The sequence below is a fragment of the Streptomyces sp. NBC_00091 genome (assembly GCF_026343185.1).
Classification (GTDB): Bacteria; Actinomycetota; Actinomycetes; order Streptomycetales; family Streptomycetaceae; genus Streptomyces.
Map to the genome: position 1 here is coordinate 2,125,955 of NZ_JAPEMA010000001.1, position 22,709 is coordinate 2,148,663.

A 22,709-nucleotide genomic window follows, 5' to 3' on the forward strand; every position below is an offset into this window, starting at 1 on the left:
CCCCCAACCGCACCCCAACGCACACGTGAAGGCGGAAAGCCGAACATGGACAGCGCAGAGTACGAGCGCAAGATCGCCGCCCGATTCGCCACCTTCGACCAGGACGGGTCCGGCTATATCGACCGGGAGGACTTCAGTACGGCGGCGAAGGCCGTACTGGCCGAATTCGGGACGACCGCACGGTCGGACAAGGGTCAGGCCGTCTTCAGCGGGGCGGAGGCGTTCTGGCAGGGCATGGCCGGAATCGCCGATGTGAACGGGAACCAGCGTGTGTCCCGCGAGGAGTTCGTCACCGGGGCGGCGAAGCGGCTGCGGGACAACCCGGAGCGGTTCGCCGAGATCGCCCGCCCGTTCCTGGCGGCCGTGATCGCGGTGGCCGACGAGGACGGCACGGGCGCGACCCCGACGGCGGCGGCCCGCGTCCTGCGCGTCCTGGGCACCCCGCCCGACCTGGCCGAGCGGGTGGCGTCGGCCCTGGACGCGGACGGCGACGGCCGCATCTCGGAGGACGAGATCCTGAAGGCCTTCGCCGGCTACTGCGGGGTCGACCCCGACGCCTGAGCCCTGGGGCCTGCTCGGCAACCGCCCGGGGCCGTCACCCCCGGGCTCTGTCCGAGCGCGCTGATAGCGTGCCGCAACCAGCCGGAACGATCACGGGAGGCGGCTCGGCATGCAGGACGTGCGGGAAGTGGAGCGGCACAGGGTCCGGGAGGCCCGGATAGCCGGGGCGCTCGACGACATTAGGCACCGGACGTGGATGCGGTACGACGGCATGTACTCCGACCCGGCGCCCGAGCGGCTGCGGGACATGTGTGACGAGCTGCTCGACCACGTCGCCGCCCGCACCACCGAAGGCGGCAGGCTCGGCCAGACGGCACGCACCGCGCTGCACACCGCCGCGCAGTGCGCCATGGGCGTCCTCAGCATCGGCTGTTTCCCCGGCGGCGACCAGGAGGTGCAGCTCCCGCTGGTCAGCGAGACGGTCAGCAGCGAGGACTTCGACTTCACCACCGTCATCACCGTGGCCCCCACCGCCCGGACCTGGCTCGACGCCTTCGAGACCACGGTGGTCAGCGGCCTGGTGTGGGACTGGCAGAAGGTCATCGGCCTGCTGCTGCGCGACGACTACGCGCCCGCCGTCCGCGACGGGGTGCCGTACTCGCCGTACACCCCGCACTCGGAGCCCGCGGACCTCGCCGCGATGGACGCCCTGTGCGGCTACCTCACCGAGAGCGCCGGCCACCTGCCCAGCGGCTGGCCGACCGTCCCCCTGTGCAAGCCGGACGCCGCCGCGCGGGCCGAGGCGGCCCGCCGGCTGGACGCCGCCGGCCCGCTGACCGCGGACCAGCGGCTGCTGCGCGTACTCCTCAACGACGACCGGGCGGCCTTCGAGGCGGCCCTCGCGGACCGGCTCACCGCCCACCGCGAGAGCGCGGAGGCCGAGGCCGACCCCGCGCCCCGGACCCTGCTGCCGCTGGGCCCGCTGGCCCTAGCCGCCCTCGCGGTCCAGACACACCAGTGGGAGCTCGGCGTCCGCTCCGGCTACCTGCCGCCCGAACTGCTGGGCTTCACGGACGCGATGCGCCTGGCCGGCCAGACCCAGGTGAACGGGCTGGGCGGCTGGGTCGCCGCCGGCTAGACGCCGCCCGGGGCGCCCCGGGGCGCGCCGCAGGGCGCGTCCCCGGCCCCGTCCCCGGCTACGCGAAGACGACCGTCCGGGATCCGTTCAGCAGCACCCGGTGCTCGCTGTGCCACTTCACGGCGCGCGCCAGCGCCTGGCACTCCACGTCGCGCCCGATGGCGACGAGCTCCTCCGGGGTGACCCCGTGGCCGACCCGCTCGACCTCCTGCTCGATGATCGGGCCCTCGTCGAGGTCGGCCGTCACGTAGTGCGCGGTGGCGCCGATCAGCTTCACACCGCGCGCGTGCGCCTGGTGGTACGGCTTCGCGCCCTTGAAGCTCGGCAGGAAGGAGTGGTGGATGTTGATGATCCGCCCGCTCAGCTCCTTGCACAGGGTGTCCGAGAGCACCTGCATGTACCGCGCGAGCACCACGAGCTCGACGTTCTGCTCACGCACCAGCTCCAGCAGCCGCGCCTCCGCGTCCGCCTTGGTGTCCTTGGTCACCGGGATGTGCACGAAGGGGACGTCGTACGAGCCGACCAGCTCGGCGAAGTCGGTGTGGTTCGAGACCACCGCCGCGATCTCCACCGGCAGCGCGCCGATCCGGGAGCGGAACAGCAGGTCGTTCAGGCAGTGGCCGAACTTCGACACCATCAGCACGATCCGCATGCGCTCGTCCGAGCGGTGGATCTGCCAGTCCATCCTGAAGGAGTCGCCGATCGCCGCGAAGCTCGCGCGCAGCTTCTCCACCGTCACCGCAGGCTCGGCCTCGAAGTGCACCCGCATGAAGAAGAGCCCGGTCTCCCGGTCTCCGAACTGCTGACTGTCCACGATGTTGCAGCCGGTCATGAAGAGGTAGCTCGACACGGCGTGCACGATGCCCTGCTTGTCGGGGCAGGAGACGGTCAGGACGTACTGGGCCTGGGCCTGGGGCTGGGCCTGGGGCTGTGGGTGTTCGCTCATGACGGCACAGCCTTTCACACCGCGCGGGTGAGGTTCTTCAGTACTTCTATGCTGCTGGGCCGGTCGTCCGGGTCCTCCCCGTCGGCCGTGGACAGCCGTACGTGCGCCTCGCGCGCCGCCCGCACCGCCTCGGGCCAGGCGTGGTGGTCGAGGTACGTGGACACGGGCGCGTCGGGACCGACCTGGTGCAGGATCCGCAGCACCCGCAGGACGGCGAGGTCGACGACGGCCGCCTCCTGCGCGTCGCGGAAGATCGTGCCGACGTACTTCTCGGCGGACCAGCTGTCGAGCCAGGTGTCCTCGACGAGCCGGTAGACGGCGTCGGTGACGTCCCCGTACCCCTCGACACCCGCCAGCCAGACCTCTTCCTGGAACACCGGGTCGGAGAGCATGTGCAGCGCCGAGCGCACGTTGCCGCGCCAGCGCCACCACGGCATGTCGTTGAGGGGCATGCCGCCCATGGTGGAGGAGCGGCCGCCGCGTCGGGAAGGGTTCTTCGAAGCTTGGGCGAATGTCACGCTTTCGATCGTACGTTCCCCGGTGGCGCGATCTTGAAGCACCTGTGCGTGACCGATCCCCTGCAATTCACCTGGGCGTCACCGTTTGTTGTGTCCATCTCATCGCCGAGTTACCCATGAGGCGGAATGGTCGGTGGACATGACCAATCACCGACGCGCAACTCCCCTGTCCCGCCTGCTCATTGCCACGGTGACGGGTGCGTGTCTCACCACAGCGTGCGGGGTGGTCCCCGGTGGGTCGGGGGGCTCCGGGGACACCCTCACGGTCATGACCTTCGCGCCCATGGGGACCAAGGCGACCAATATGCCCGGCATGCCCGGCATGGCCAAGGCCTACGAGCGCTGGGTGAACGCGAACGGCGGCATCAAGGGCCGCAAGCTGCGCGTCATCACCTGCAACGAGAAGAACACCCCCACCGGCGCCGCCGACTGCGCCCGCAAGGCCATCACCGAGAAGGCCGTCGCCGTCGTCGGCTCGTACAGCCAGCACGGGCGCGCCTTCATGGCCCCGCTGGAGGCCGAGGGGATCCCCTTCATCGGCGGCTACGGGGTCTCCGCCGAGGAGTTCCAGAGCACCCTGTCCTACCCGGTCAACGGCGGCCAGCCCACCCTGCTCGCCGGGGCCGGCCACCAGCTCGGCAAGGCCTGCTCCCAGGTGTCCCTGGTCCGCCCGGACACCCTCGCGGGGGACTCCATGCCGATCCTGCTGAACGCGGGGCTGAAGGCGAACGGCATGCCGGAGGCCTCCGACATCCGGGCGGCCGAGGACTCCGCGGACTTCAAGCCGCAGGCCCGCGAGGCCATGGCCGACGGCCCGGCGGCACCGGCCGCCGCCACCCCCGGTACGACCCCCGCCGCGAGCCCCACGGCCAAGGGCCCGAAGGACCCCGCGAACGACCCGGCTAAGAACACCGCCAAGGACCCGGCGAAGGACTCGGCCAAGGACTCGGCGGCCAAGGCCAACAAGAGCTGCGTGACGGCCGTCCTCGGCTCGCGCACCGAGATCTTCTTCGACGCCTTCCGCCGCGTCGACACCCAGCGCAGGACCCAGATCTCCTCCGTCCTCGGCAGCGTCAGCCAGGCCCTGGTGGACCGCACCGGCGGCAAGGACAGCCCGTACGAGGGCGCGTACATCACCAGCTGGTACCCGGTGTCGACCGACCCGCTGTGGGCGCCGATGCGCAAGGTGATCGCCGATCAGGCCTTCGGCGACGACACCGTCGACCCCGACGACAGCGGGGCCCAGACCACCTGGATCGCGTACACGGTCCTGAACCAGATCACCCAGCGGTTCAAGAGCGACGAGGAGATCACGGCCCGCAAGATGGCCAAGGCGCTCAACCAGTCCCCGGGCGTGCAGACCGGCAACCTCACCCCCGAGCTGAGCTGGCGCTACCAGGACATGCGCGCCGTGGCCGGGTTCCCGCGCCTGGTCAACGGCCGCGTCAGCTTCCAGACCGTCCAGTCGGGCCGCCTCGTCGCCCAGCTCGGCGAGCAGAACCTGGACATCACCCCGACCCTGGAACAGGCCCCCCGCTCGGCCTGACCCGGCCGGGGCCTGACCCGGCCGGGGCCGGCGTCACCGAATTTCTCCCAGGAGGCCCCGGCCTTCAGGCCGGGGAGGAATGGGTCCTTGGGGCGGAGGCGCGAAGCGCCGGAGTTCCGTTCGCGTCTGGTCTGACCTGGCCTTTCGGCTGTTGTCAGTGGTCGGGGATAGGTTGTTGGGATGGCAGCGACACCGATGGCGGGGGATGCCGGGTACGCCCGGTGGACGTTCCGTGTCCGCGTGTCGTCCACCGCGCTCACTGCCCTGATGGCGGAGTGGGACCGGTGCCGGTGGATCTGGAACGAGTGCTGCGCGAAGTCGAAGCAGACCCATGTCTGGAACAAGGACCGGCCCGAGGGGACGGACAAGCGGACCTGCGGCCCGGCGCAGCTCGACAGGATGCTGACCGAAGCCCGCACCAGGAACACCTGGCTTCGTGAAAGGTCCTCGGTTCCGCAGCAGCAGTTGATCCGGGACTTCGGGAAGTCCCGCGCCAAGGCGCAAAAGGACGTCAAGGACCGGTTGCCGGTGCGGCAGCGGGCCGGGATGCCGAAGTGGAAGAAGAAGCGGGAAGCACTGCCGTCCCTCAACTACACCAAGCGCGGCTTTCGGTTGAAGGACGGCCGCCTGTACCTGGCGGGCGGTATCGCCCTGACGGTGGTGTGGTCGCGGAGCCTTCCGGCCGACCCGTCCAGCGTGCGTGTCTATCAGGACGGTCTCGGACACTGGTACTGCTCGTTCGTCGTCCCCGCCGAGGTCGAGCCGCTTGCGGAAACCGGCGCGGTGATCGGCATCGACTGGGGCGTGAAGGAGACCGCGACCACCACCAGCGACGCCCACGACCTCCCGCATGCCGAGTACGGCAAGAAGGCCGCCGCCGGCCTCGCGCGCTATCAGCGGATGATGGCCCGCCGGAAACCGGGGAAGGGCAAGCCCGGGTCGAAGGGCTACCGGGCCGCGAAGAAGCGAGTCGCCAAGCTGCACAAGAAGGTGGCCCGGCAACGCCAGGACACCGGCCGTAAGTGGGCCAAGTCCGTCGTCCGCGACCACGATGCCCTGGCGGTGGAGGACTTCCGGCCGAAGTTCCTCGCCAAGTCCACCATGGCCCGCAAAGCGGCCGATGCGGCGATCTCGGCGACGAAGAGGGCCCTGGTCGAGATGGGCAGCAAGCACGGCCGGACCGTGTACCTGGTCCACCCCGCGCACACCACCATGGACTGCGCCGAGTGCGGAGCGAGAACCAAGCACGCGCTACCTCTCTCAGAACGAACGTATGCCTGCACCGCGTGCGGAGCCGTGTCCCCCAGGGACAAGAACTCCGCCCACGTGATGCTGGTCCGGGCTGGTCTCAACCCGGCTGGTGCTGATCGTGTGAGACCAGGTGGGGCGCTGCCCCGCCTGGCAGCGTGAGCTAGAAATCCCCGAGCAGCCCTGGAGGGTGAGGAATCCCCTCCCTTCAGGGAGGGGAGGATTCAAAGCTGGGTCGTGTCCCTCCGGGTGAGGCTGTACTTGGCGGCGATCGAGTTCCACATGGTCGCCGCCGACTCCTTCGCCTTCGTGGCCTCGCCGCTCGACTTGTTGCCGTCGGCGGCGTCGTCCGTGGGCTTGGCCTTGCCGTCCTTGCAGCCGCCCTTGTCGTGGGCGGCGTCGTCCGCCCACGCGGCGTAGCTGGTGTCGGCGTCCGCCGAGGCCTTCCAGGCCTTGGTGAGGGTGGCCGTGAGCCGCGCGTGGTTCGGGAGCAGGTCCAGCTTGAGCTCCTGGAGGCGGGTGACCAGCTCCTCGCGCTGCCGGGCGGCGTCACGCAGGTCCTGGGCCGCCTGGCCGAGGTTCTTGCAGTCCTTGATGTCGTCCACGGCCTTGATCACCGAGGCCCGGCTGTCGTTGCTGTCCGCGAGGAGCTTGTCGAGCTGGACGGCCTGCGGGCGGGCGGGGTCCACCGCCGCCTCCCCGGGCGCCGCGCCCGAGCCGGCCGAGCCGCTGGCCGCGGGGGCCACCGCGCCGGGGTCGTTGTTCTGGGCCTTGCCGTCGCTGAGCAGGGCGCCCACCCCGAGCCCGGCCACGGCCAGCCCGAACACCCCGGCCGCGATGACGGCGGGCGGAATCCGGCGCGGGACCGGCGGGGGCGGCGGCGGGGGCGGGGCCTGGAACTGCTGCTGGGGCGGCTGGGGCTGCTGGGGCCGGCGCGGCGGGGTCCGGCGGGGACCCGCGTCCGGGACCGGCGGCAGCACCTGCGTGTGCCCGGCGGCGTCGGCATCGCCCTCGGTCCGGAACAGCGCGTCGAAGCCCTCGGCACCACTGGGCGCGGGGCCACCCGGGACGGGCGGGATGTACTGCGTCGCCGCCTCGGCCGGGGCGGCGGGGACGGGCGCGATGTACTGGGTCGCCTGATCGGCCAGGGCCGCCGCCGGAACCGGCGGGATGTACTGCGTCGCCTGATCGGCCGGGGCTGCCGGAACCGGTGCGATGTACTGCGTCGCCTGATCCGCCGGAGCCGCCGGGACGGGCGCGATGTACTGGGTCGCGTCCTCGCCCGGGGCCGCCGGGACGGGCGCGATGTACTGCGTGACCGCGTCGGGCAGCGGCGGGTAGCCGTACCCGTGCGGGTCGCCCGGCCCCTCGAAGCCGGGGCCGACGACATGGCCCGCCGGCGGCGGGTACCCGTACGCGGGCTGCCCGGGCTGCGGCGGCGGCTCGTACGCGGACTCGTACGGACCGGCGTACTGCTGCTGCCCGGCCTGCTCCTGCCCGGGGTACTGCTGCGGGGCCTGCTCCTGCCCGGGGTACTGCTGCCCGGGCTGCGGGTCCTGCGCGGGCGGGTAGCCGTACGCGGGGGGCGCCCCCCAGGCCTCCCCGGCCTGCGGCGCCGGCTGCTCCGGGTAGCCGGGGGCCGGCACCGGCCCTGCCGGATACGGCGTCCCGGGCTGGGGGACGCCCCCTTGTCCGTTCTCCGTCACCGGGACTCCTTCTGCCTTCTCCGACTCGTCCGAACCTACGGAACCGTCGGGTCACGCTACCCGGTCACACCGCGCACACGTCAGGCCGCCTGAACCTCCAGCCCCGCCCCGAACTCCCGGACCGCCGGTTCCTCCCGGTACGGCTCCAGCCGCGCCCGGAAATCGTCCAGGTACTCCGCCCCCCGCCGCGAGCGCAGCGACCCCAGCAGTTCGGCGGCCTTCGTCGCCGTCTGGCAGGCCTGCTCGACCTCCCGCTGCTGCACCTGCGCCGCCGCCAGCAGCAGCAGTCCGATGGCCCGGCGGCGGGCCTTCGTCGCGGGCAGCCCGCGCAGGGCCTCCTCGGCGTGTTTGCCCGCCGCGTCGGCCTGGCCCAGGTCCCGGTGGCAGTGCGCGAGCTCGTCCGCCAGGTACGCCTGGTTGAAGTGGCGGATCCACACCGGGTCGTCCCCGGACTCCGGCTCCGCCCGCTCCAGCGCCGTCACCGCCCGCCCGGACAGCACCGCCGTGGCCCGGGCGTCGCCCAGCAGCGCGTGCCCGCGCGCCTCGGCGGCGTAGAACATCGCCTCCACCCGCGGGGTGACCTGCCCGCGCGTGCCCTCCTGGGCGGCCCGCGCCAGCTGCGCGATCTCCCTCGGGTTGCCCAGCTCGGCGGCGAGGTGGCTCATGGACGCCGCCAGCACGTAGCCCCCGTACGCGCGGTCGCCCGCCGCCTGGGCCATGCGCAGGGCCTGGATGTAGTAGCGCTGGGCCAGCCCCGGCTGGCCCGTGTCCACCGCCATGTAGCCGGCGAGTTCCGTGAGCCGGGCCACCGCCGCGAACAGGGCCCGGCCGACCGGTTCCCGGTAGGAGCCCGCGATCAGCCCGGAGACCACGGAGTTGAGGTAGTGCACGACCACGGGCCGCACGTGCCCGCTGCCGAAGCGGTGGTCGAGGTCGGTCAGGGCCTCGGTGGTGGCCCGTACCGCCTCCACGTCGGACATGCCCACGCGCGCGCCTCCGCTGCGGGCCACCTGCGGGTCGGCCCCGGTGATCAGCCAGTCCCGGCTGGGCTCGACCAGGGCGGAGGCCGCCACGCTCGACCCGGAGAGGAAGTCGCGCCGGCCCACGTCGCTGCGCCACAGCTCGCTGACCTGCTCGATGGCGCCGACGACGGTCGGGGAGAACTGCAGGCCGACCCCGGAGGCGAGGTTCTTGCCGTTGGCCATGCCGATCTCGTCGATGGTGACGGTCCGGCCGAGCTTGCGGCCGAGGGCCTCGGCGATGATGCCGGGGGCCCTGCCGCGCGGCTGCTGGCCGCGCAGCCAGCGGGCCACGGAGGTCTTGTCGTAGCGGAGATCGAGGCCGTGCTCGGCCCCGCACATGTTGACGCGCCGTGCGAGCCCGGCGTTGGAGCACCCGGCTTCCTGGATGAGCGCTTGCAGCCGTTCGTTCGGCTGGCGCGCTACGAGAGGCCTGGCTGCCATGAAAACCCCCTGAGGCCGCGGGTGATCGTTGGAATGATCACTTCCCGCCTGATGTGCGGAGAATCTTCCCCTCTGCGTCGTGTCGCTACCCAGCGACCGCGCTCCGGCCTCCCACGCGCCCCCTCGCGTGCACCGGTGCGCCCCGTATGCAGGATCGATGCAGCGCCCACCGGCTGGTTTACGGCCGTAACCCCCCGTGACCCGGGGAGTTGTGAAGGGCGTGGAAGAGACCATCACAGTCACGGAGACCGCGCCCATCCCCCAGCAGCGCGGGGATCAGCTGCTGGACCATGCCGTGCGGTACGTGGAAGAACGGCACTGGGACGTCTTCGCCGGCACGTGGCTGGAGCCCGGCGACGGCCGGGAGGTGTGCTCCTGCGGGGTGTCCGACTGCCCGGCGCCCGGCGCGCACCCGGCGGTGAAGGACTGGGCGTCGCTGGCCTCGGGCAGCGCGGTGGGCGTGCGGCGGATCTGGGGCAAGCACCCCGCCGCCTCGATCCTGATGCCGACGGGCCGGACCTTCGACGCCCTCGACGTGCCGGACTCCGCCGGGTTCCTGGCGCTGGCGCGGCTGGAGCGGACGGAGCGGACCCTGGGGCCCGTCGCGCTGTCTCCCGACCACCGGATGCTGTTCTTCGTACTGCCGGGCGCCGGGGCGAAGGTGGCGGACCTGGTGCGCAAGCTGGGCTGGCTGCCGCACGCCATCGACCTGACCGCGCGGGGCGAGGGCGAGTACGTGCCGGCGCCGCCGACCCGCTTCGGAGGCAAGGGCCCGGTGCAGTGGGCGCGCAAGCCCACGCCGGCGAACCGCTGGCTGCCGGACACGGAGGAGCTGATCGACGCCCTCGCGTACGCCTGCGGCAGCGAGGCGGCGGCGGCCCGGGGCCGCCGCAAGTCCTGAGGCGGTCGGCGCCGTTCACGCCGTCGGCCGTCGGCCGCCGGGACCGGTGACATTCCTGCCTGCAAGTTCATGACATTCGTAACTGCTGCTGCCTCTCCCCCTCCTCATATGGTGAGGAAAGTACGACCACGGGGAACAGAACGAGAGGCAGGCGCATGCCGGACCAGGGTTATGCGGCAGGCGGTACGGGCGGGACGGGTGGTGGCGCGCGATCCGCGACGGCCGCGGTGGCCGCCGTGCGGGTAGAGGGACTGTGGAAGCGGTTCGGCGAGCAAGTGGCCGTCGGGGGCATCGACCTGGAGCTGCCGGCCGGCCGCTTCGTCGGTCTCGTCGGCCCGAACGGCGCCGGCAAGACGACCACGCTGTCCATGGTGACCGGGCTGCTGCGCCCGGACATGGGCCGGGTGGTCGTCGCCGGGCACGACGTGTGGGCCGACCCTGTGCAGGTGAAGTCCCGCATCGGCGTACTGCCCGAGGGGCTGCGGATGTTCGAGCGCCTCTCCGGGCGCGAACTCCTCGGCTACATGGGCCGCCTGCGCGGACTGCCGGGCGAGGAGACCGACAAGCGGGCGACGCAGCTGCTGGAGGTGCTGGACCTCGCGGGCTCCCAGCACAAGCTGGTCGTCGACTACTCGACGGGCATGCGCAAGAAGATCGGCCTCGCCGCCGCGCTGCTGCACAACCCCGAAGTCCTCTTCCTGGACGAGCCGTTCGAGGGCGTGGACCCGGTATCGGCGCAGACCATCCGCGGAGTGCTGGAACGTTACACCGCGTCCGGCGCCACCGTCGTCTTCTCCTCCCACGTGATGGAGCTCGTCGAATCCCTCTGCGACTGGGTGGCCGTCATGGCCGCCGGGCAGATCCGCGCCGCCGGCCCGCTGGCCGACGTACGCGGCTCCGCGCCCTCCCTGCAGGCCGCCTTCCTCGAACTCGTCGGCGCCCGCGACCACGCCGCCGGCGACTCCCTCGACTGGCTCGGCGGCGCGCGATGAGCACCGCCACCTCCGAGGCCTCCCTCACCCCGCTGTTCGTCCGGCTCAAGATCTCCCTCATGCGCAACGGCCTCAAGGGGTCCTCGAAGCGCAAGGCCGTCTGGATCACCAGCCTGGTGATCTCGCTGGTCTTCTCCCTCTTCGTCACCCTCGGCCTGGCGATGCTGCACGGGCACGTCCACGCCGGCACCGTGGTCGTCCTGCTGGCCGCGATCCTCGCGCTCGGCTGGACCGTGATGCCGCTCTTCTTCCCCACCGGGGACGAAACCCTCGACCCGAGCCGGCTGGTGATGCTGCCGCTGCGCCCGCGTCCGCTCGTACGGGCCCTGCTGGCCTCCTCGCTGGTCGGCACCGGCCCGCTGTTCACCCTCTGCATCGCCGCCGGCTCGGTGGCGGCCGTCGCGCACGGCGCGGCGGGCATCGTGGCGGCCGTGGCCGGCGCCCCGCTCCTGCTCCTCGGCTGCGTGGCGCTCGCCCGGGCCGTGGCCACGGCGAACGTACGGCTGCTGACCAGCCGCAAGGGGCGTGACCTCGCGCTGCTGAGCGGCCTGCTGATCGCGATCGGCGCGCAGCTGGCCAACTTCGCCAGCCAGCGCCTGTTCCAGCAGGGCGGCCTGGCCGCGCTGGAGCCGGTCGAGGCGATCGTGCGGTGGCTGCCGCCCGCGACGGCCGTCGGCATGGTGGACTCCGTGAGCGAGGGCGCGTACGGGGTGGCGGCGGCCCAGCTGGCGCTGACCCTGGCCGCCATCGCGGCCCTGCTGTTCTTCTGGGAGCGCAGCCTGACCAGCCTGATGGTCACCCCGGACGGCTCGACCCTCGCGGCCGCGAAGCCCGAGAAGGACCGCGGCGGCGCGGGCGGCTTCTGGTCCCTGCTGCCCGGCGGGCGCACGGGCGCGGTCATGCAGCGCACCCTGCGCTACGTCGTCCGCGACCCGAAGACGAAGTCGGCCTGGGTCTCGGCGCTGGCCGTCGGCCTGATCGTCCCCGTCTTCAACGCCCTCCAGGGCACAGGCTCCGTCTACCTCGCCTGCTTCGGCGCGGGCATGCTCGGAGTCCAGATGTACAACCAGTTCGGGCAGGACACCTCCGCCTTCTGGATGGTCGCCCAGACCATCTCCTCGCCGCGCGAGGCGTACGGGGAACTGCGCGCCCGCGCCGGCGCGCTGGCCCTGGTCACCGTCCCGTACACGGTCCTCGTCACGGTGATCACCGCCGCCCTGGTGGGCAACTGGTCCGGCTTCCCGGGCGCCCTGGGGCTGGGGCTCGCGCTGCTGGGCTCGATGCTGTGCACGGGCGCGCTGGCCTCGGCGCACTTCCCGTACTCCATCCCGACGGAGGGCGCCTTCAAGAACGTCGCCCCGGGGCAGGGCGGCCTCGCCTGGATGGGCATCGTGGGCGGCATGCTCGCCTCGGCGGTGATCTGCTCCCCGGTGATCGCCCTGACGGTGTACTTCTCGGTGGCGGACGGCCTCGAGGGCCTGACCTGGATCCTCCTCCCGCTCGGCATCGCCTGGGGCACCCTGGCCACCTGGGCAGGCCTGCGCCTGGCGGCCCCGGCGGTCTCCCGCAAGCTCCCGGAGATCCTGGCGGCGGTCAGCAAGGGCTGAGACTCCGTTCCTGTGGACGCAGGGGGTGGCGGGCGCGCAACGCCCACCACCCCCTGCGGCGTTCCCGGCCCCGCCACCGCACCTGGCCGGATCCACGCACCACCGCCCCCGGTCATTTGCCCCGGCCACCCCGCCCTGCACAAGTTCGTTCGATTAGCAGGGGTGTGGGGGGAGTTCAGGGTGGGGTTCGACGAGGAATGGGGCCGGCTGCGGACGGAGGCGGCCGAGCGGGTCGCCGCCGGGCCGGAGCCGCTACGGGACCGGCTCGCGGAGTTCCGTGACCGGCTGGTGCTGGTTCCGCTCGACGAGCGGGGCGCCCTGTGGACGGCCCCGCTGGGGGCCTGGACTGGATCTGCGCCTTCTCGGACGAGGAGGCGCTGGCCCGGTTCGCGCAGGCACGGGGCGAGGCCGGACGCGCGTGGGAGTTCCGCCGGGTGCGCGGTGCGCGGCTGCTGGACGAGGTGGTCCCGGCCCTGGACTTCCCCTGCGGGGTCGCGCTGGACGCCGCCGGGCCGGACGGGGCGGTGTTCCCGCCGGTGCGCGGCATCGTGCCGGATTCGGCCGCGGTCGACGGCGAGGTGGCGGCGTGAGCGGGGAGCCGGGCGACCTCGACGTGTCGAAGGCGGCGCTGGGGCAGATCGCCCAGGGCATCACGGACACCCTGGCGGAGCTGAAGGAACTCGGCTCGGTCGGGACGGCGAGCATGGGCGGCGGCTTCACGGAACTGAAACTGTCCGGTCTGCAGAGCGGGCACGAGGGCCTGACCTCACTGCTGGACACCTTCTGCGAGCGGTGGGGCTGGGGCGTGCGCTCACTGGTCCAGGAGGCGAACGCGTTCGCGTACAACGTCGGCCTGTCGGCCGGGCTGGTGCACGAGCAGGACCAGTACGTCCAGGGCAGTTTCAAGGTGCTGGCCAACACCGCGCTCGGGGGCAGTCCGTACGCCTCCGAGGAGGAGGTCATCGGCAAGGGCTGGGACGAGGTCCTGGCCAACAGCCCGGCCAACAACCTGCGGAACGCGGACTACAGCCCGGAGTCCGTCGTCCGGGGGGCCGAAGCCACCGGCCAGGCCTGGGAGCAGACCTGGGAGGACGTCTCCCCTCGCCAGGACACCTCGAGGCTGACCGAGATCGCCCGGGACCGGAACCTCGGCGGTGAGGAACGGTGACGGACTGGGAGGCGCTGGCCGACAGGGGCCTCGGCAAGCTGGAGCGCACCTGGAACTCCGCGAAGAAGACGGTCGGCGAGGGCGTCGACGAGGCCACCGACGAGATCGGCGGCGTCCTGCACAAGGTGGGCAAGGACGCCTGGGCCGACGAAGTCGAGGACCTCGGCGACGGCCTCGCCTCCCGCCTCGGCGCATCCGTGGCGGAGCAGCAGCTGGGGCAGACCGAGCAGGCCAACGAGCTCATCCACGGCTCACCGGCCGCGATCCGCGCCTCGGCCGCCCACTTGAGGGACTTCCAGGCCGCCTTCGACCGGGTCGGCCAGGGCATGAAGGCCCTGGACGCCGGCCACTGGAAGGGGGCGGCGGCCGACGCGTTCCGCGAGAAGTTCGCCGTACACCCGACCAAGTGGCTGCACGCCTCCGACGCCTGCCAGAAGGCGGGCGACGCCCTCAGGCACTACGCGGAGACGGTGGAGTGGGCGCAGCAGCAGGCCCAGCAGGCCATCGAGCTGTACAAGAAGGCGGTGAAGGCCCGCCAGGACGCCGCCGACGCCTACGCCAAGGCCGTGGACACCTACAACGCGACCGCCCTGGCGGGGAAGAACCCGGGCCCGGTCCCCGACAGGCCGGACAAGGTCGGCGTCGCGGAGGCGAGCCGGGCCCAGGAGGTCGTGGCGGAGGCCCGCCGCCAGCGCGACGAGGCCGCCACGACGGCCGGACACGCCCTGACGGCCGCCCTGCAACACGCCCCGGCCCAGCCGCCGCCCCACCTCGAGGCCATGTCCCTGGCCGCCGACGTCGCGGCCGCCCAGTCCATCGAGCTGGCCCACGTCGGCGGCGGGGTCGTCAAGGGCACCGCAGGCATGCTCAACTTCCTGCGCGGCATCACCCCGTACGACAGCTACAACCTGACCCACCCCGCGGAGTACCACCAGAACGTCAGCATGACGCTGGCCGGCATCGTCTCCGCCCCCGCACACCCGGACCGGGTCGCCGCGGGCCTCATCGACCCCTTCCGCGACGACTTCGCCGAGGGCGTGGGCCGCCTCGTTCCCGATGTGCTCGGTACGAAGGGCATGGGAGGAGCCGCTCGCAAGGGTGCGGCACGAGCAGCGACGCAGGCTGAAGCAGAGGCCGTGGCACGCAGCAAGTCCGGTCTGAAGTGCGCGGGTGACCCCGTCGAGGTGGCCACCGGCCGGATGATCCTGCCGCAGACCGACCTGGTCCTGCCGGGCTCACTCCCGCTCGTCTTCACCCGGACCTTCGAGTCCTCGTACCGTGCGGGCCGCTGGTTCGGTCCGACCTGGGCCTCCACGGTCGACCAGCGTCTGGAGGTCGACGCGGAAGGCGTCATCCTCGTCCGCGAGGACGGCAGCCTGCTCGCCTACCCGCACCCCGAGCCGGGAGTCCCCGTACTCCCCGCCCACGGCCAGCGCTGGCCGCTCTCCCTGGACGCCGACGGCGGTTACACGGTCACCGACCCGGAGACCGGCCACGTCCTCCACTTCTCCGAAGCCGGTCTCCTCACCCAGATCGACGACCGGCGAGGGGCGTGGATCGCCTTCTCCTACGACACCACGGGCGCCCCGACCAGCCTGTCCCACAGCGGCGGCCACGAACTGCGCCTGGCGTCCTCCGAGGGCCGGATAACCGGCCTCTCCCTCGCGGACGGCACCGAGATCCTCCGGTACGGCTACACGGACGGGCACCTCACCGAAGTCACCAACTCCTCCGGTCTCCCCCTGCGCTTCGGCTACGACGAGCTCGGGCGGATCACCTCCTGGACCGACACCAACGACCGCCGCTTCGACTACGTCTACGACGACCGGCACCGCTGCGTCGCCCAGTCCGGCACCAACGGCCACCTGAACGTCCGCTTCGCGTACGAGGACGGCATCACCTCCCTCACCGACTCCCTGGGCCACACCACCCGCTTCCTGATCAACGACCGGGCCCAGGTCACGGCCGAGACCGACCCGACGGGCGCGACGACCCAGTCCACCTACGACGCCTGCAACCGCCTCCTCTCGCGCACGGACGCCCTCGGCCACACGACCCGCTTCGACTACGACGAAGACGGCCGCCTGGTCAGGGTGGTGCGCCCGGACGCCCGCGAGGTCCGGGCGGAGTACAACGTCATGGGCCTGCCCGTGAAGGTCGTCCAACCGGACGGCCGCGTCTACCTCACCACCTACGACGCGCTCGGCAACCGCACCTCGGCCACCGCCCCGGACGGCACCACCACCCGCTTCACCCACGACTCCCGCGGACACCTGTCCTCGGTGACGGACCCCCTCGGCCACACGACCACGGTCCGCTGCGACCCGGCGGGCCTGCTCCTGGAAGCCGTCGACCCCCTCGGCGCGACCACCCGCTACACCCGCGACGCCTTCGGCCGCCCGACCGCGGTGACGGACCCCCTCGGCCACACCACGCACCTCACCTGGAGCATCGAGGGCCGCCTCCTGCACCGGCAGGACCCCGACGGGTCCGCCGAATCCTGGACCTACGACGGCGAGGGCAACTGCACCTCCCACACGGACGCGGTGGGCGGGCTGACGGTCTCCGAGTACGGGGACTTCGACCTCCTCACGGCCCGCACGGGCCCGGACGGGGTCCGCTACTCCTTCACCCACGACTCCGAGCTACGTCTCACCGGCGTCACCAACCCCCAGGGCCTGACCTGGACCTACGCCTACGACCCGGCCGGCCGCCTCGCCGCGGAAACGGACTTCGACGACCGCACCCTCACGTACGCCTACGACCCGGCGGGCCGCCTCGCCACCCGCACCAACACCCTCGGTACAACCACCACGTACACCCACAACGCCCTCTCGCAGCTCCTCCACAAGCACACACCAGACGGCACCACGTCCTACGCCTACGACGCCTTCGACCAACTGGCCCAAGCCGTCTCGCCGGACGGCACGGTCCTCACGCGCCAACGAGACCCCTACGGCCGTCTCATATCCGAATCGGTCGACGGCCGCACGCTCACCTACACCTACGACGCTTTGGGCCGTCCCACAGGCCGCACCACCCCCACCGGCGCCCACTCCCAGTGGACGTACGACGCCGCCGGCCACCGCACCGAGCTCACCGCGTCTGGCCGCACGATCACCTTCGAGCGCGACGCGGCAGGCCGCGAACTCACCCGCGCATTCGGCCCGGACCTCTCCCTCATCCAGGAGTACGACCCCCTCGGCCGCCTCACCGACCAGCACCTGATCGGCCAGGACGGCCGCACCCTCCAGCGCCGCGGCTACCGCTACCGCGCCGACGGAGCCCTCACCGGAATCGACGACGCCCTCGCCGGCCCGCGCACCTTCACCCTGGACTCGGCGTCCCGCGTCACCGCGGTCGACGCCGAGAACTGGTCGGAGCGCTACGCCTACGACGACGCCGGCAACCAGACCCACGCCGGCTGGCCCAGCCGCCACCCCGGCACCGAATCCCACGGCGCCCGTACCTACTCCGGCACCCGCATCACCTCCGCCGGGGCCGTCCGCTACGAGTACGACGCCCTCGGCCGGACCGTCCTGCGCCGGAAGACCCGCCTCTCCCGCAAGCCGGACACCTGGCGCTACACCTGGGACGCGGAAGACCGCATGAGCGGCGTCACCACCCCCGACGGCACCCGGTGGCGCTACCGCTACGACGCCCTGTCCCGCCGCACGGCGAAACAACGCCTCACCCCCACGGGCGAGGTGGCCGAGGAAATCCTCTTCACCTGGGACAACACCACCCTCTGCGAGGAAACCACCGGCCCGGTCACCCTCACCTGGACCCACGACGGCCTACACCCCCTCACCCAGGCGGAACGCGTTCTAGGCACCACGGACGAGCGCTTCTTCGCCATGGTCACCGACCTCATCGGCACCCCCAAGGAACTCGTCTCCGAATCCGGAGACATCGCCTGGCGCTCCCGCTCCACCCTCTGGGGCACCACCACCTGGCCCCGCAACGCCGCCGCCTACACCCCCCTCCGCTTCCCGGGCCAGTACTTTGACCCCGAAACCGGCCTCCACCACAACTACTTCCGCACCTACGACCCAGAAACCGCCCGCTACCTCACCCCAGACCCCCTGGGCCTCACCCCCGCCCCCAACCCGGCCACGTACGTCCACAACCCCCACACCTGGTCCGACCCGCTGGGTCTCTCCCCGAAAGACTGTCCCCAGGACCCCGTCAAGTTGTACCGATCCCCGCATCGGGGAAACAGAGGCCTTGAGGCCAACGGGCTTGACCCGTCACTTCACCCGCCCACACCGGAAGGCGGCGCCGGGACCGCCTATCTGGGCGAAAGCGAAGAAGTCGCACGCAGGTATGCCGACCAGGGCGGGTACGAGGACGGATATCACGAGTACGTGATGAGACCAGGCTTCCTGGAAGCATTTCCTCCAGACGGGCACGCAGGCGGACCCAAGCTCAGAATCCCACACGACAACCGACCAACAGAATGGCAGTGGGTGATCGATCAAGGCCATATTTCACACTTTAATTCCTTCATCGAAAAGGTGACATGGATAAACTGGTATGGAGGCCACCGTTGGCTAGACAATTGACGCCTAGCCATCACCCAACCAAGGAGTTGATGAGCTACGTGGGAACCGGCGAAAAGTTCCAGCCCGGACAGGTGTGCAGGGGGGTCATCTCCGGCATGGACGGATTCAATTTGATCGTCGAGCTTGATGGCGGAGTGCGGGGCACGGTCACGGCCGCAAACTTGTCATGGAGAAAGGTGGAACATCCGTCTGAAATCGCCGAGATCGGCCAGGAAGTAACGGTTGTTTTCATGAGTTTCGACCCAGATCGCGGCAACATCTCCCTCTCACTGAAGGACCTCGAACCCGATCCCTTTGTCGAATTTGCACGCACCCAGCTAGGGCAGAAAATCTTCGGCAGGATCACGAAATTCACACCCATCGGCACTTTCCTCCGTCTCCCCTCAGGAATCGATGCCCTGCTACCCGATTCCAACCCGCAGAACGAATGGATCAAGAATGCAGAAATCGGCGAGAGGGTCGAAGTCAGGGTCGAGTACATCAATCTTCAACAGCGCCAAGTGCACGTCGTGATCGAAAATGCCACGAAACAGCCTCAATAGGATCGCCGAGGTCTCAGGCCTTTACGGCCGGGCCAGTCATCACTTCTCCCTCAACCGGCCTGGGCTGGTGCCCCATTCTCTGACGACCCCCGAAGCCAGTTGACGAGTCGACCTGACGGCTCAGTCGGGAGTTGGCCTGCAAACTGCCGGCTCGCCACTCCGGGATTCCTGGCGGGCGCCTACTCATGTGGGTGAGACTTCCTCTCAGAGGAACACGCGATGCCCATGCGCAGCAGCCCCACAGCCCGTCAACTGCGCTTCGCAGCAGAGCTGCGCAGGATGCGCACCCCCGGAGGTAACGATGAGTATTGATTTCGACCGCAGCCACTCCATTGAGGAACTCGAAGGAGAGCGGCAGCCAGAGCCGTCAGTCGACTCCACCAGCCTCGTCAAGGCCGTACACGCACTTCGACAGCGACCTCTCGCCAGCCTGTCACCATACGAACTGGGAAGACTCGTCGGCCAGGACGTTGGGCTTCGCTGGACGATTTCGCTGGCACTGGAGATCCTGCGGGAGACAGTGGAGATCAACAACAGGGGTGGATTCTATGACGATGACCTGCTTTCAGCAGTCCTCACCCGAAAAACAGAAACCTGGGCATCGTTTCCCGAACTCGCAAGGGAGGTAAATGAAATCACCACCCTACTGAAGGACCTGTCTCCATACACCGAAGGTGACGTAAAGCGCTTCCTCAAAGCATCTGAGGGGTCTCTCTGATGCGGTGCGCGCCCCCCGCCTCGTGATCGCAACAATCACCATCCGTCCACGAGGATGACGGCCGCTGCCATCCACGCCGCGCGCGGTAGGACACGGCGGTCAGCGACCGACTTCATCTGCAAATCTGCACTTACGAAGAGTCCCCTCAAAGGGAAGCAATCATACGAATATTCTAGGGAGAGGCGAGGTATCGTGAGAACCGAGGTCGCCAGCCGTTTGACGATGTCGCGCGCGACGGTCTCGGCGCGGCATGATGCCAGCTCGAATGAGCTGCACTCGTGGGTTTGGGTATTCCCTGCACGCGACGGAACATTCCGCGTATCGACCGTTGAAATCCCCAAGAACCTCGTAGACGACGAATGCTTCGCTGAAGAAGATCTTTCACGAGATCATATCGCCACCGTACGAGAACTGTCGGCAGTTGACGAAGTAGTCAGGAACCTTGGGGTAGATCCGAACAGCCTCGACGCCCCGTGGAAGAACGATTTCCCCTTGTAAATCGCCCCTCTGGGGGCAGGTCTGATCCACTGGCAGAAAGGCCGAAAGGTGAACGTTCCAAGCGGGAACCTCCTGAACATGGTTCGCTCTCTCGTTGCCGAATCCTCGACCCAACGCGCCTTGGCCGCCGATCAGGTTACCGACTGGGTAGGAAGCTACACGGAAGTCGACGGCCGCCTCCTGGCGGCAATTCTCGCCGTGACCGCCGCATGCGAGACTGATGGCACGGCACTTGAGTCCCAACTCAACGCGATCATCCAGCTGGGTGCTCTCGCGGATCGAAGTTCCGTTTCATACCTGAAAGAGATCGAGGGATCTCCCCTTCCAGGCGACCTGTCGGGATATGTCCACGACATCCTCCACGAATAGCATCGGAGCCGAGAGAGGGCGGCCGCGGCGATCACTGCCGTGCCGAGGTGGACGGGCCAGACGGGAACGCGACCGCCGAGACGCCTCAGCCACGCGTGCGCTGGCATGTGCGCCGGGAGCACACCAAAGGGTGTCCCGTAACGATCCGCGCCACCCCCGAGAGTCCGTCGCCTCCTGCTCGGTGGGGCTATCCGGTGAGGGCGAGGTGTGCAGACGTACGTGACCAAAGCAAGGGCCGGAGGCGCCCACCCCGAGCGTGCGAGAAGGCCCTGCGGGCCGGTCTCCCGCTGCTACGCTCCGGCGCCATGGCCTCCGTGACCGCAGCGCGCCCGAGGAACCCCCTCGCTCCCCGCAACAAGACCTCACTTCGGCCGGCTCGGCTGCCAGAGGACGACCTGGCCGAGGACGCGATGATCCGCGGGGTGGAGTACAGCGGAACCGTCTTCGCCAGCCAGAGCATCGAACTTGCCGAGGCCGAGCAGTGCCGCTTCGACACGGTCCGCTTCACCGGGATGCACACGCGGCAGGTCGTCTTCTGCGACGCCACGTTCGACACCTGCGACTTCGCATCGGTGCGCGCCGATGACACCTCTCTGGTGCGCGCCGAGGTCGTATCCAGCCGGGTCACGGGCTCCTCCTGGAGCAAGAGCCACTTCCACGATGTGCGGTTCGAGAACTGCCGAGCCGACCTGTCGTTGTGGCGGCACTCGAAGTTCAAAGCGATCGTCTTCACCAACTGCAATCTGACGCAGGCCGACTTCCAGTTCGCCGAGATGCGTGACGTGCTGTTCCAGGGCTGCGATCTGACCGGCGCCCAGTTCGCCCACCTCAATGCGCAGCGTGTCCGGTTCGAGAACTGCACGCTGCTGGACGTGGGAGGGGCCACACATCTGAAAGGTGCCACCGTGCAAGGGCCCGGGGCGATGGAGCTGGCCCTGGCCCTGGCACGGGACGCCGGAATCAGGATCGAGCCGTAGATCAGGCCGCGATCACGTCGTAGTGCGCGAACCGCTCACCTGAGATCGACTCGGCGACGAGGTCCATGTCGTAGGTGTCGGTGAACTCGCGCAGCTCTTGAACGAGGAGCCGGCCGTACGGGGTGAAGTGCTCCAGCTTGTCCAACAACCCGTCCGTGCACTCCCGTGGCGAGGCCGGGAACTTGTCGTCCAGCTCCGTCTCCCCGCGCTCGCCGAGACGACCCGGGGGCCGTCACGCGCGGGACGCGGTGAAGGCGCGGCGGTAGGTCGTGGGGGAGACGCCGAGGGTGGCTGCGAGGTGTTGGCGGAGGGAGGCCGACGTGCCGAAGCCCGCGTGGGCGGCGATCTGGTCGATCGGGAGGTCGGTGGTTTCCAGGAGGCGGCGGGCGTGGTCGACGCGGCGTTGGGCCAGCCACTGGCCCGGGGGCATGCCGACCTCCTCGACGAAGCGGCGGCAGAAGGTGCGGACGCTCATCCGGGCGTGCTCCGCCAACTCCCTCAGGGGGAGGGGGTGGTGGAGGTGTTCCAGGGCCCAGGCGCGCGTGGCCGCGGTGGTGGCGGCCTCGGGCTCCGGCATCGGGCGTTCGATGTACTGGGCCTGGCCGCCCTCCCGCCACGGCGGGACCACGCACAGCCGGGCCACCCGGTTCGCGATCTCGCTGCCGTGGTCGCGGCGGAGCAGGTGCAGGCACAGGTCCACGCCCGCGGCGACCCCGGCGGCCGTGAGGACGCGGCCGTCGTCGACGAAGAGGACGTTCGCGTCGACCTCGACCTGCGGGAAGGCCCGCTGGAAGCGGCCGGCCTCGTTCCAGTGGGTGGTGGCGCGCCGGCCGTCGAGCAGGCCCGCGGCGGCGAGTACGTACGAGGCCGTGCAGATCGAGACGATGCGGGCGTGGGCCGGGAGGAGGGCCAGGGCGTCGGCCAGTTCGGCCGGCAGCCACTCCCGCTGCGCGTCGGGGCCGCAGGTGAACGGCGGGATGACCAGGGTGTCGGCGCGGGAGAGCGCCTCGCTGCCGTGGGCCACGGTGACGGAGAAGTCGGCGCTGGTGGTCACCGGGCCGCCGTCCAGGCTGCAGGTGGCGACCTCGTACAGCGGCTCGCCGTCCGGTCCGGCGGCGGTGCCGAAGATCCGTACCGGGATGCTCAGTTCGAAGGGGTAGACGCCCTCCAGGGCCAGGACTACGACACGATGCATGGCAAGATTCTTATCGATGATGACATTCTTGCCACTCGTTCGGGTGTGGGAAGTGCGGAAATCTTGATCTCCGAGGGGCCGCCAGGGCCCCGTGGAGAACGGGGTTGATGA

21 protein-coding genes are annotated in these 22,709 nt (G+C 70.4%); 15 read left to right on the forward strand and 6 right to left on the reverse strand.

The features are described 5' to 3' along the window. The first annotated feature begins 45 nt into the window (after positions 1-45). Together OOK34_RS09570 and OOK34_RS09575 are read left to right on the forward strand one after the other, a co-directional pair. Positions 46-561, forward strand: coding sequence for an EF-hand domain-containing protein (locus OOK34_RS09570; RefSeq protein WP_267033438.1), 516 nt, complete (start codon positions 46-48; stop codon positions 559-561). A 109-nt stretch (positions 562-670) separates the two neighbouring features. Next, positions 671-1,639 carry an immunity 49 family protein gene (locus tag OOK34_RS09575; protein WP_267033439.1) on the forward strand — a complete coding sequence of 323 codons (969 nt, stop codon included), beginning with the start codon at positions 671-673 and terminating at the stop codon, positions 1,637-1,639. A 58-nt stretch (positions 1,640-1,697) separates the two neighbouring features. On the opposite strand, the gene purU is transcribed toward OOK34_RS09575, so the two are convergent. Continuing rightward, positions 1,698-2,585: a formyltetrahydrofolate deformylase gene (purU, locus tag OOK34_RS09580; RefSeq protein ID WP_267033440.1), complete on the reverse strand. Its 888-nt coding sequence runs from the start codon at positions 2,583-2,585 to the stop codon at positions 1,698-1,700. 14 nt (positions 2,586-2,599) lie between these two features. Next, a complete protein-coding gene (locus OOK34_RS09585) occupies positions 2,600-3,046 on the reverse strand; it encodes a hypothetical protein (protein ID WP_267036679.1) in 447 nt (148 codons plus the stop codon). Between the two features lie 196 nt (positions 3,047-3,242). Between OOK34_RS09585 and OOK34_RS09590 the strand changes: the two genes are divergently transcribed. After that, a complete protein-coding gene (locus tag OOK34_RS09590; protein WP_267033441.1) occupies positions 3,243-4,649 on the forward strand; it encodes an ABC transporter substrate-binding protein in 1,407 nt (468 codons plus the stop codon). 180 nt (positions 4,650-4,829) lie between these two features. Further along, positions 4,830-6,059, forward strand: coding sequence for a transposase (locus OOK34_RS09595; RefSeq protein ID WP_267033442.1), 1,230 nt, complete (start codon positions 4,830-4,832; stop codon positions 6,057-6,059). Between the two features lie 62 nt (positions 6,060-6,121). Here OOK34_RS09595 and OOK34_RS09600 read toward each other — a convergent pair whose 3' ends face one another. Both OOK34_RS09600 and OOK34_RS09605 read right to left on the reverse strand, forming a co-directional pair. After that, positions 6,122-7,603 carry a hypothetical protein gene (locus OOK34_RS09600; protein ID WP_267033443.1) on the reverse strand — a complete coding sequence of 494 codons (1,482 nt, stop codon included), beginning with the start codon at positions 7,601-7,603 and terminating at the stop codon, positions 6,122-6,124. 80 nt (positions 7,604-7,683) lie between these two features. Further along, positions 7,684-9,066, reverse strand: coding sequence for a transcriptional regulator (locus tag OOK34_RS09605; protein WP_267033444.1), 1,383 nt, complete (start codon positions 9,064-9,066; stop codon positions 7,684-7,686). 220 nt (positions 9,067-9,286) lie between these two features. Here OOK34_RS09605 and OOK34_RS09610 point away from each other — a divergent pair, with 220 nt between their 5' ends. The 11 genes from OOK34_RS09610 to OOK34_RS09660 all read left to right on the forward strand — a co-directional run bounded on the left by OOK34_RS09610 (position 9,287) and on the right by OOK34_RS09660 (position 21,403). Beyond that, entirely contained in the window at positions 9,287-9,967 is a 681-nt protein-coding gene (locus OOK34_RS09610; RefSeq protein ID WP_267033445.1) for a bifunctional DNA primase/polymerase, read from the forward strand. A 155-nt stretch (positions 9,968-10,122) separates the two neighbouring features. Beyond that, positions 10,123-10,959: an ABC transporter ATP-binding protein gene (locus tag OOK34_RS09615; protein ID WP_267033446.1), complete on the forward strand. Its 837-nt coding sequence runs from the start codon at positions 10,123-10,125 to the stop codon at positions 10,957-10,959. Beyond that, the gene (locus OOK34_RS09620) at positions 10,956-12,566 is read left to right on the forward strand and encodes a transporter (RefSeq protein WP_267033447.1); all 1,611 of its coding nucleotides are present in this window, start codon (positions 10,956-10,958) and stop codon (positions 12,564-12,566) included. Before OOK34_RS09615 ends, OOK34_RS09620 begins: the two co-directional genes overlap by 4 nt. A gap of 320 nt (positions 12,567-12,886) precedes the next feature. Beyond that, a complete protein-coding gene (locus OOK34_RS09625) occupies positions 12,887-13,156 on the forward strand; it encodes an SseB family protein (RefSeq protein WP_323183408.1) in 270 nt (89 codons plus the stop codon). Then, positions 13,153-13,734 (forward strand): hypothetical protein, encoded by a 582-nt coding sequence (locus tag OOK34_RS09630; protein ID WP_267033448.1) that lies wholly within the window; start codon positions 13,153-13,155, stop codon positions 13,732-13,734. The genes OOK34_RS09625 and OOK34_RS09630 overlap by 4 nt, the downstream gene beginning before the upstream one ends. Then, complete coding sequence (locus tag OOK34_RS09635; RefSeq protein WP_267033449.1) at positions 13,731-18,299, forward strand: putative T7SS-secreted protein; 4,569 nt, start codon at positions 13,731-13,733, stop codon at positions 18,297-18,299. Before OOK34_RS09630 ends, OOK34_RS09635 begins: the two co-directional genes overlap by 4 nt. Before the next feature lie 29 nt (positions 18,300-18,328). Further along, positions 18,329-18,841: a S1 RNA-binding domain-containing protein gene (locus tag OOK34_RS09640; protein ID WP_267033450.1), complete on the forward strand. Its 513-nt coding sequence runs from the start codon at positions 18,329-18,331 to the stop codon at positions 18,839-18,841. Between the two features lie 301 nt (positions 18,842-19,142). After that, positions 19,143-19,559, forward strand: a complete 417-nt coding sequence (locus OOK34_RS09645; protein WP_267033451.1) for a contact-dependent growth inhibition system immunity protein — start codon at positions 19,143-19,145, stop codon at positions 19,557-19,559. A 192-nt stretch (positions 19,560-19,751) separates the two neighbouring features. Further along, positions 19,752-20,057 (forward strand): hypothetical protein, encoded by a 306-nt coding sequence (locus OOK34_RS09650; protein WP_267033452.1) that lies wholly within the window; start codon positions 19,752-19,754, stop codon positions 20,055-20,057. Between the two features lie 78 nt (positions 20,058-20,135). After that, positions 20,136-20,426 (forward strand): hypothetical protein, encoded by a 291-nt coding sequence (locus OOK34_RS09655; protein ID WP_267033453.1) that lies wholly within the window; start codon positions 20,136-20,138, stop codon positions 20,424-20,426. Positions 20,427-20,731: 305 nt separating this feature from the next. After that, a complete protein-coding gene (locus tag OOK34_RS09660; protein WP_267033454.1) occupies positions 20,732-21,403 on the forward strand; it encodes a pentapeptide repeat-containing protein in 672 nt (223 codons plus the stop codon). Position 21,404: 1 nt separating this feature from the next. On the opposite strand, the gene OOK34_RS09665 is transcribed toward OOK34_RS09660, so the two are convergent. Both OOK34_RS09665 and OOK34_RS09670 read right to left on the reverse strand, forming a co-directional pair. Further along, positions 21,405-21,548 carry a hypothetical protein gene (locus OOK34_RS09665; RefSeq protein WP_267033455.1) on the reverse strand — a complete coding sequence of 48 codons (144 nt, stop codon included), beginning with the start codon at positions 21,546-21,548 and terminating at the stop codon, positions 21,405-21,407. Between the two features lie 87 nt (positions 21,549-21,635). After that, positions 21,636-22,598: a GlxA family transcriptional regulator gene (locus OOK34_RS09670; RefSeq protein ID WP_267033456.1), complete on the reverse strand. Its 963-nt coding sequence runs from the start codon at positions 22,596-22,598 to the stop codon at positions 21,636-21,638. Positions 22,599-22,709 lie beyond the last annotated feature (111 nt).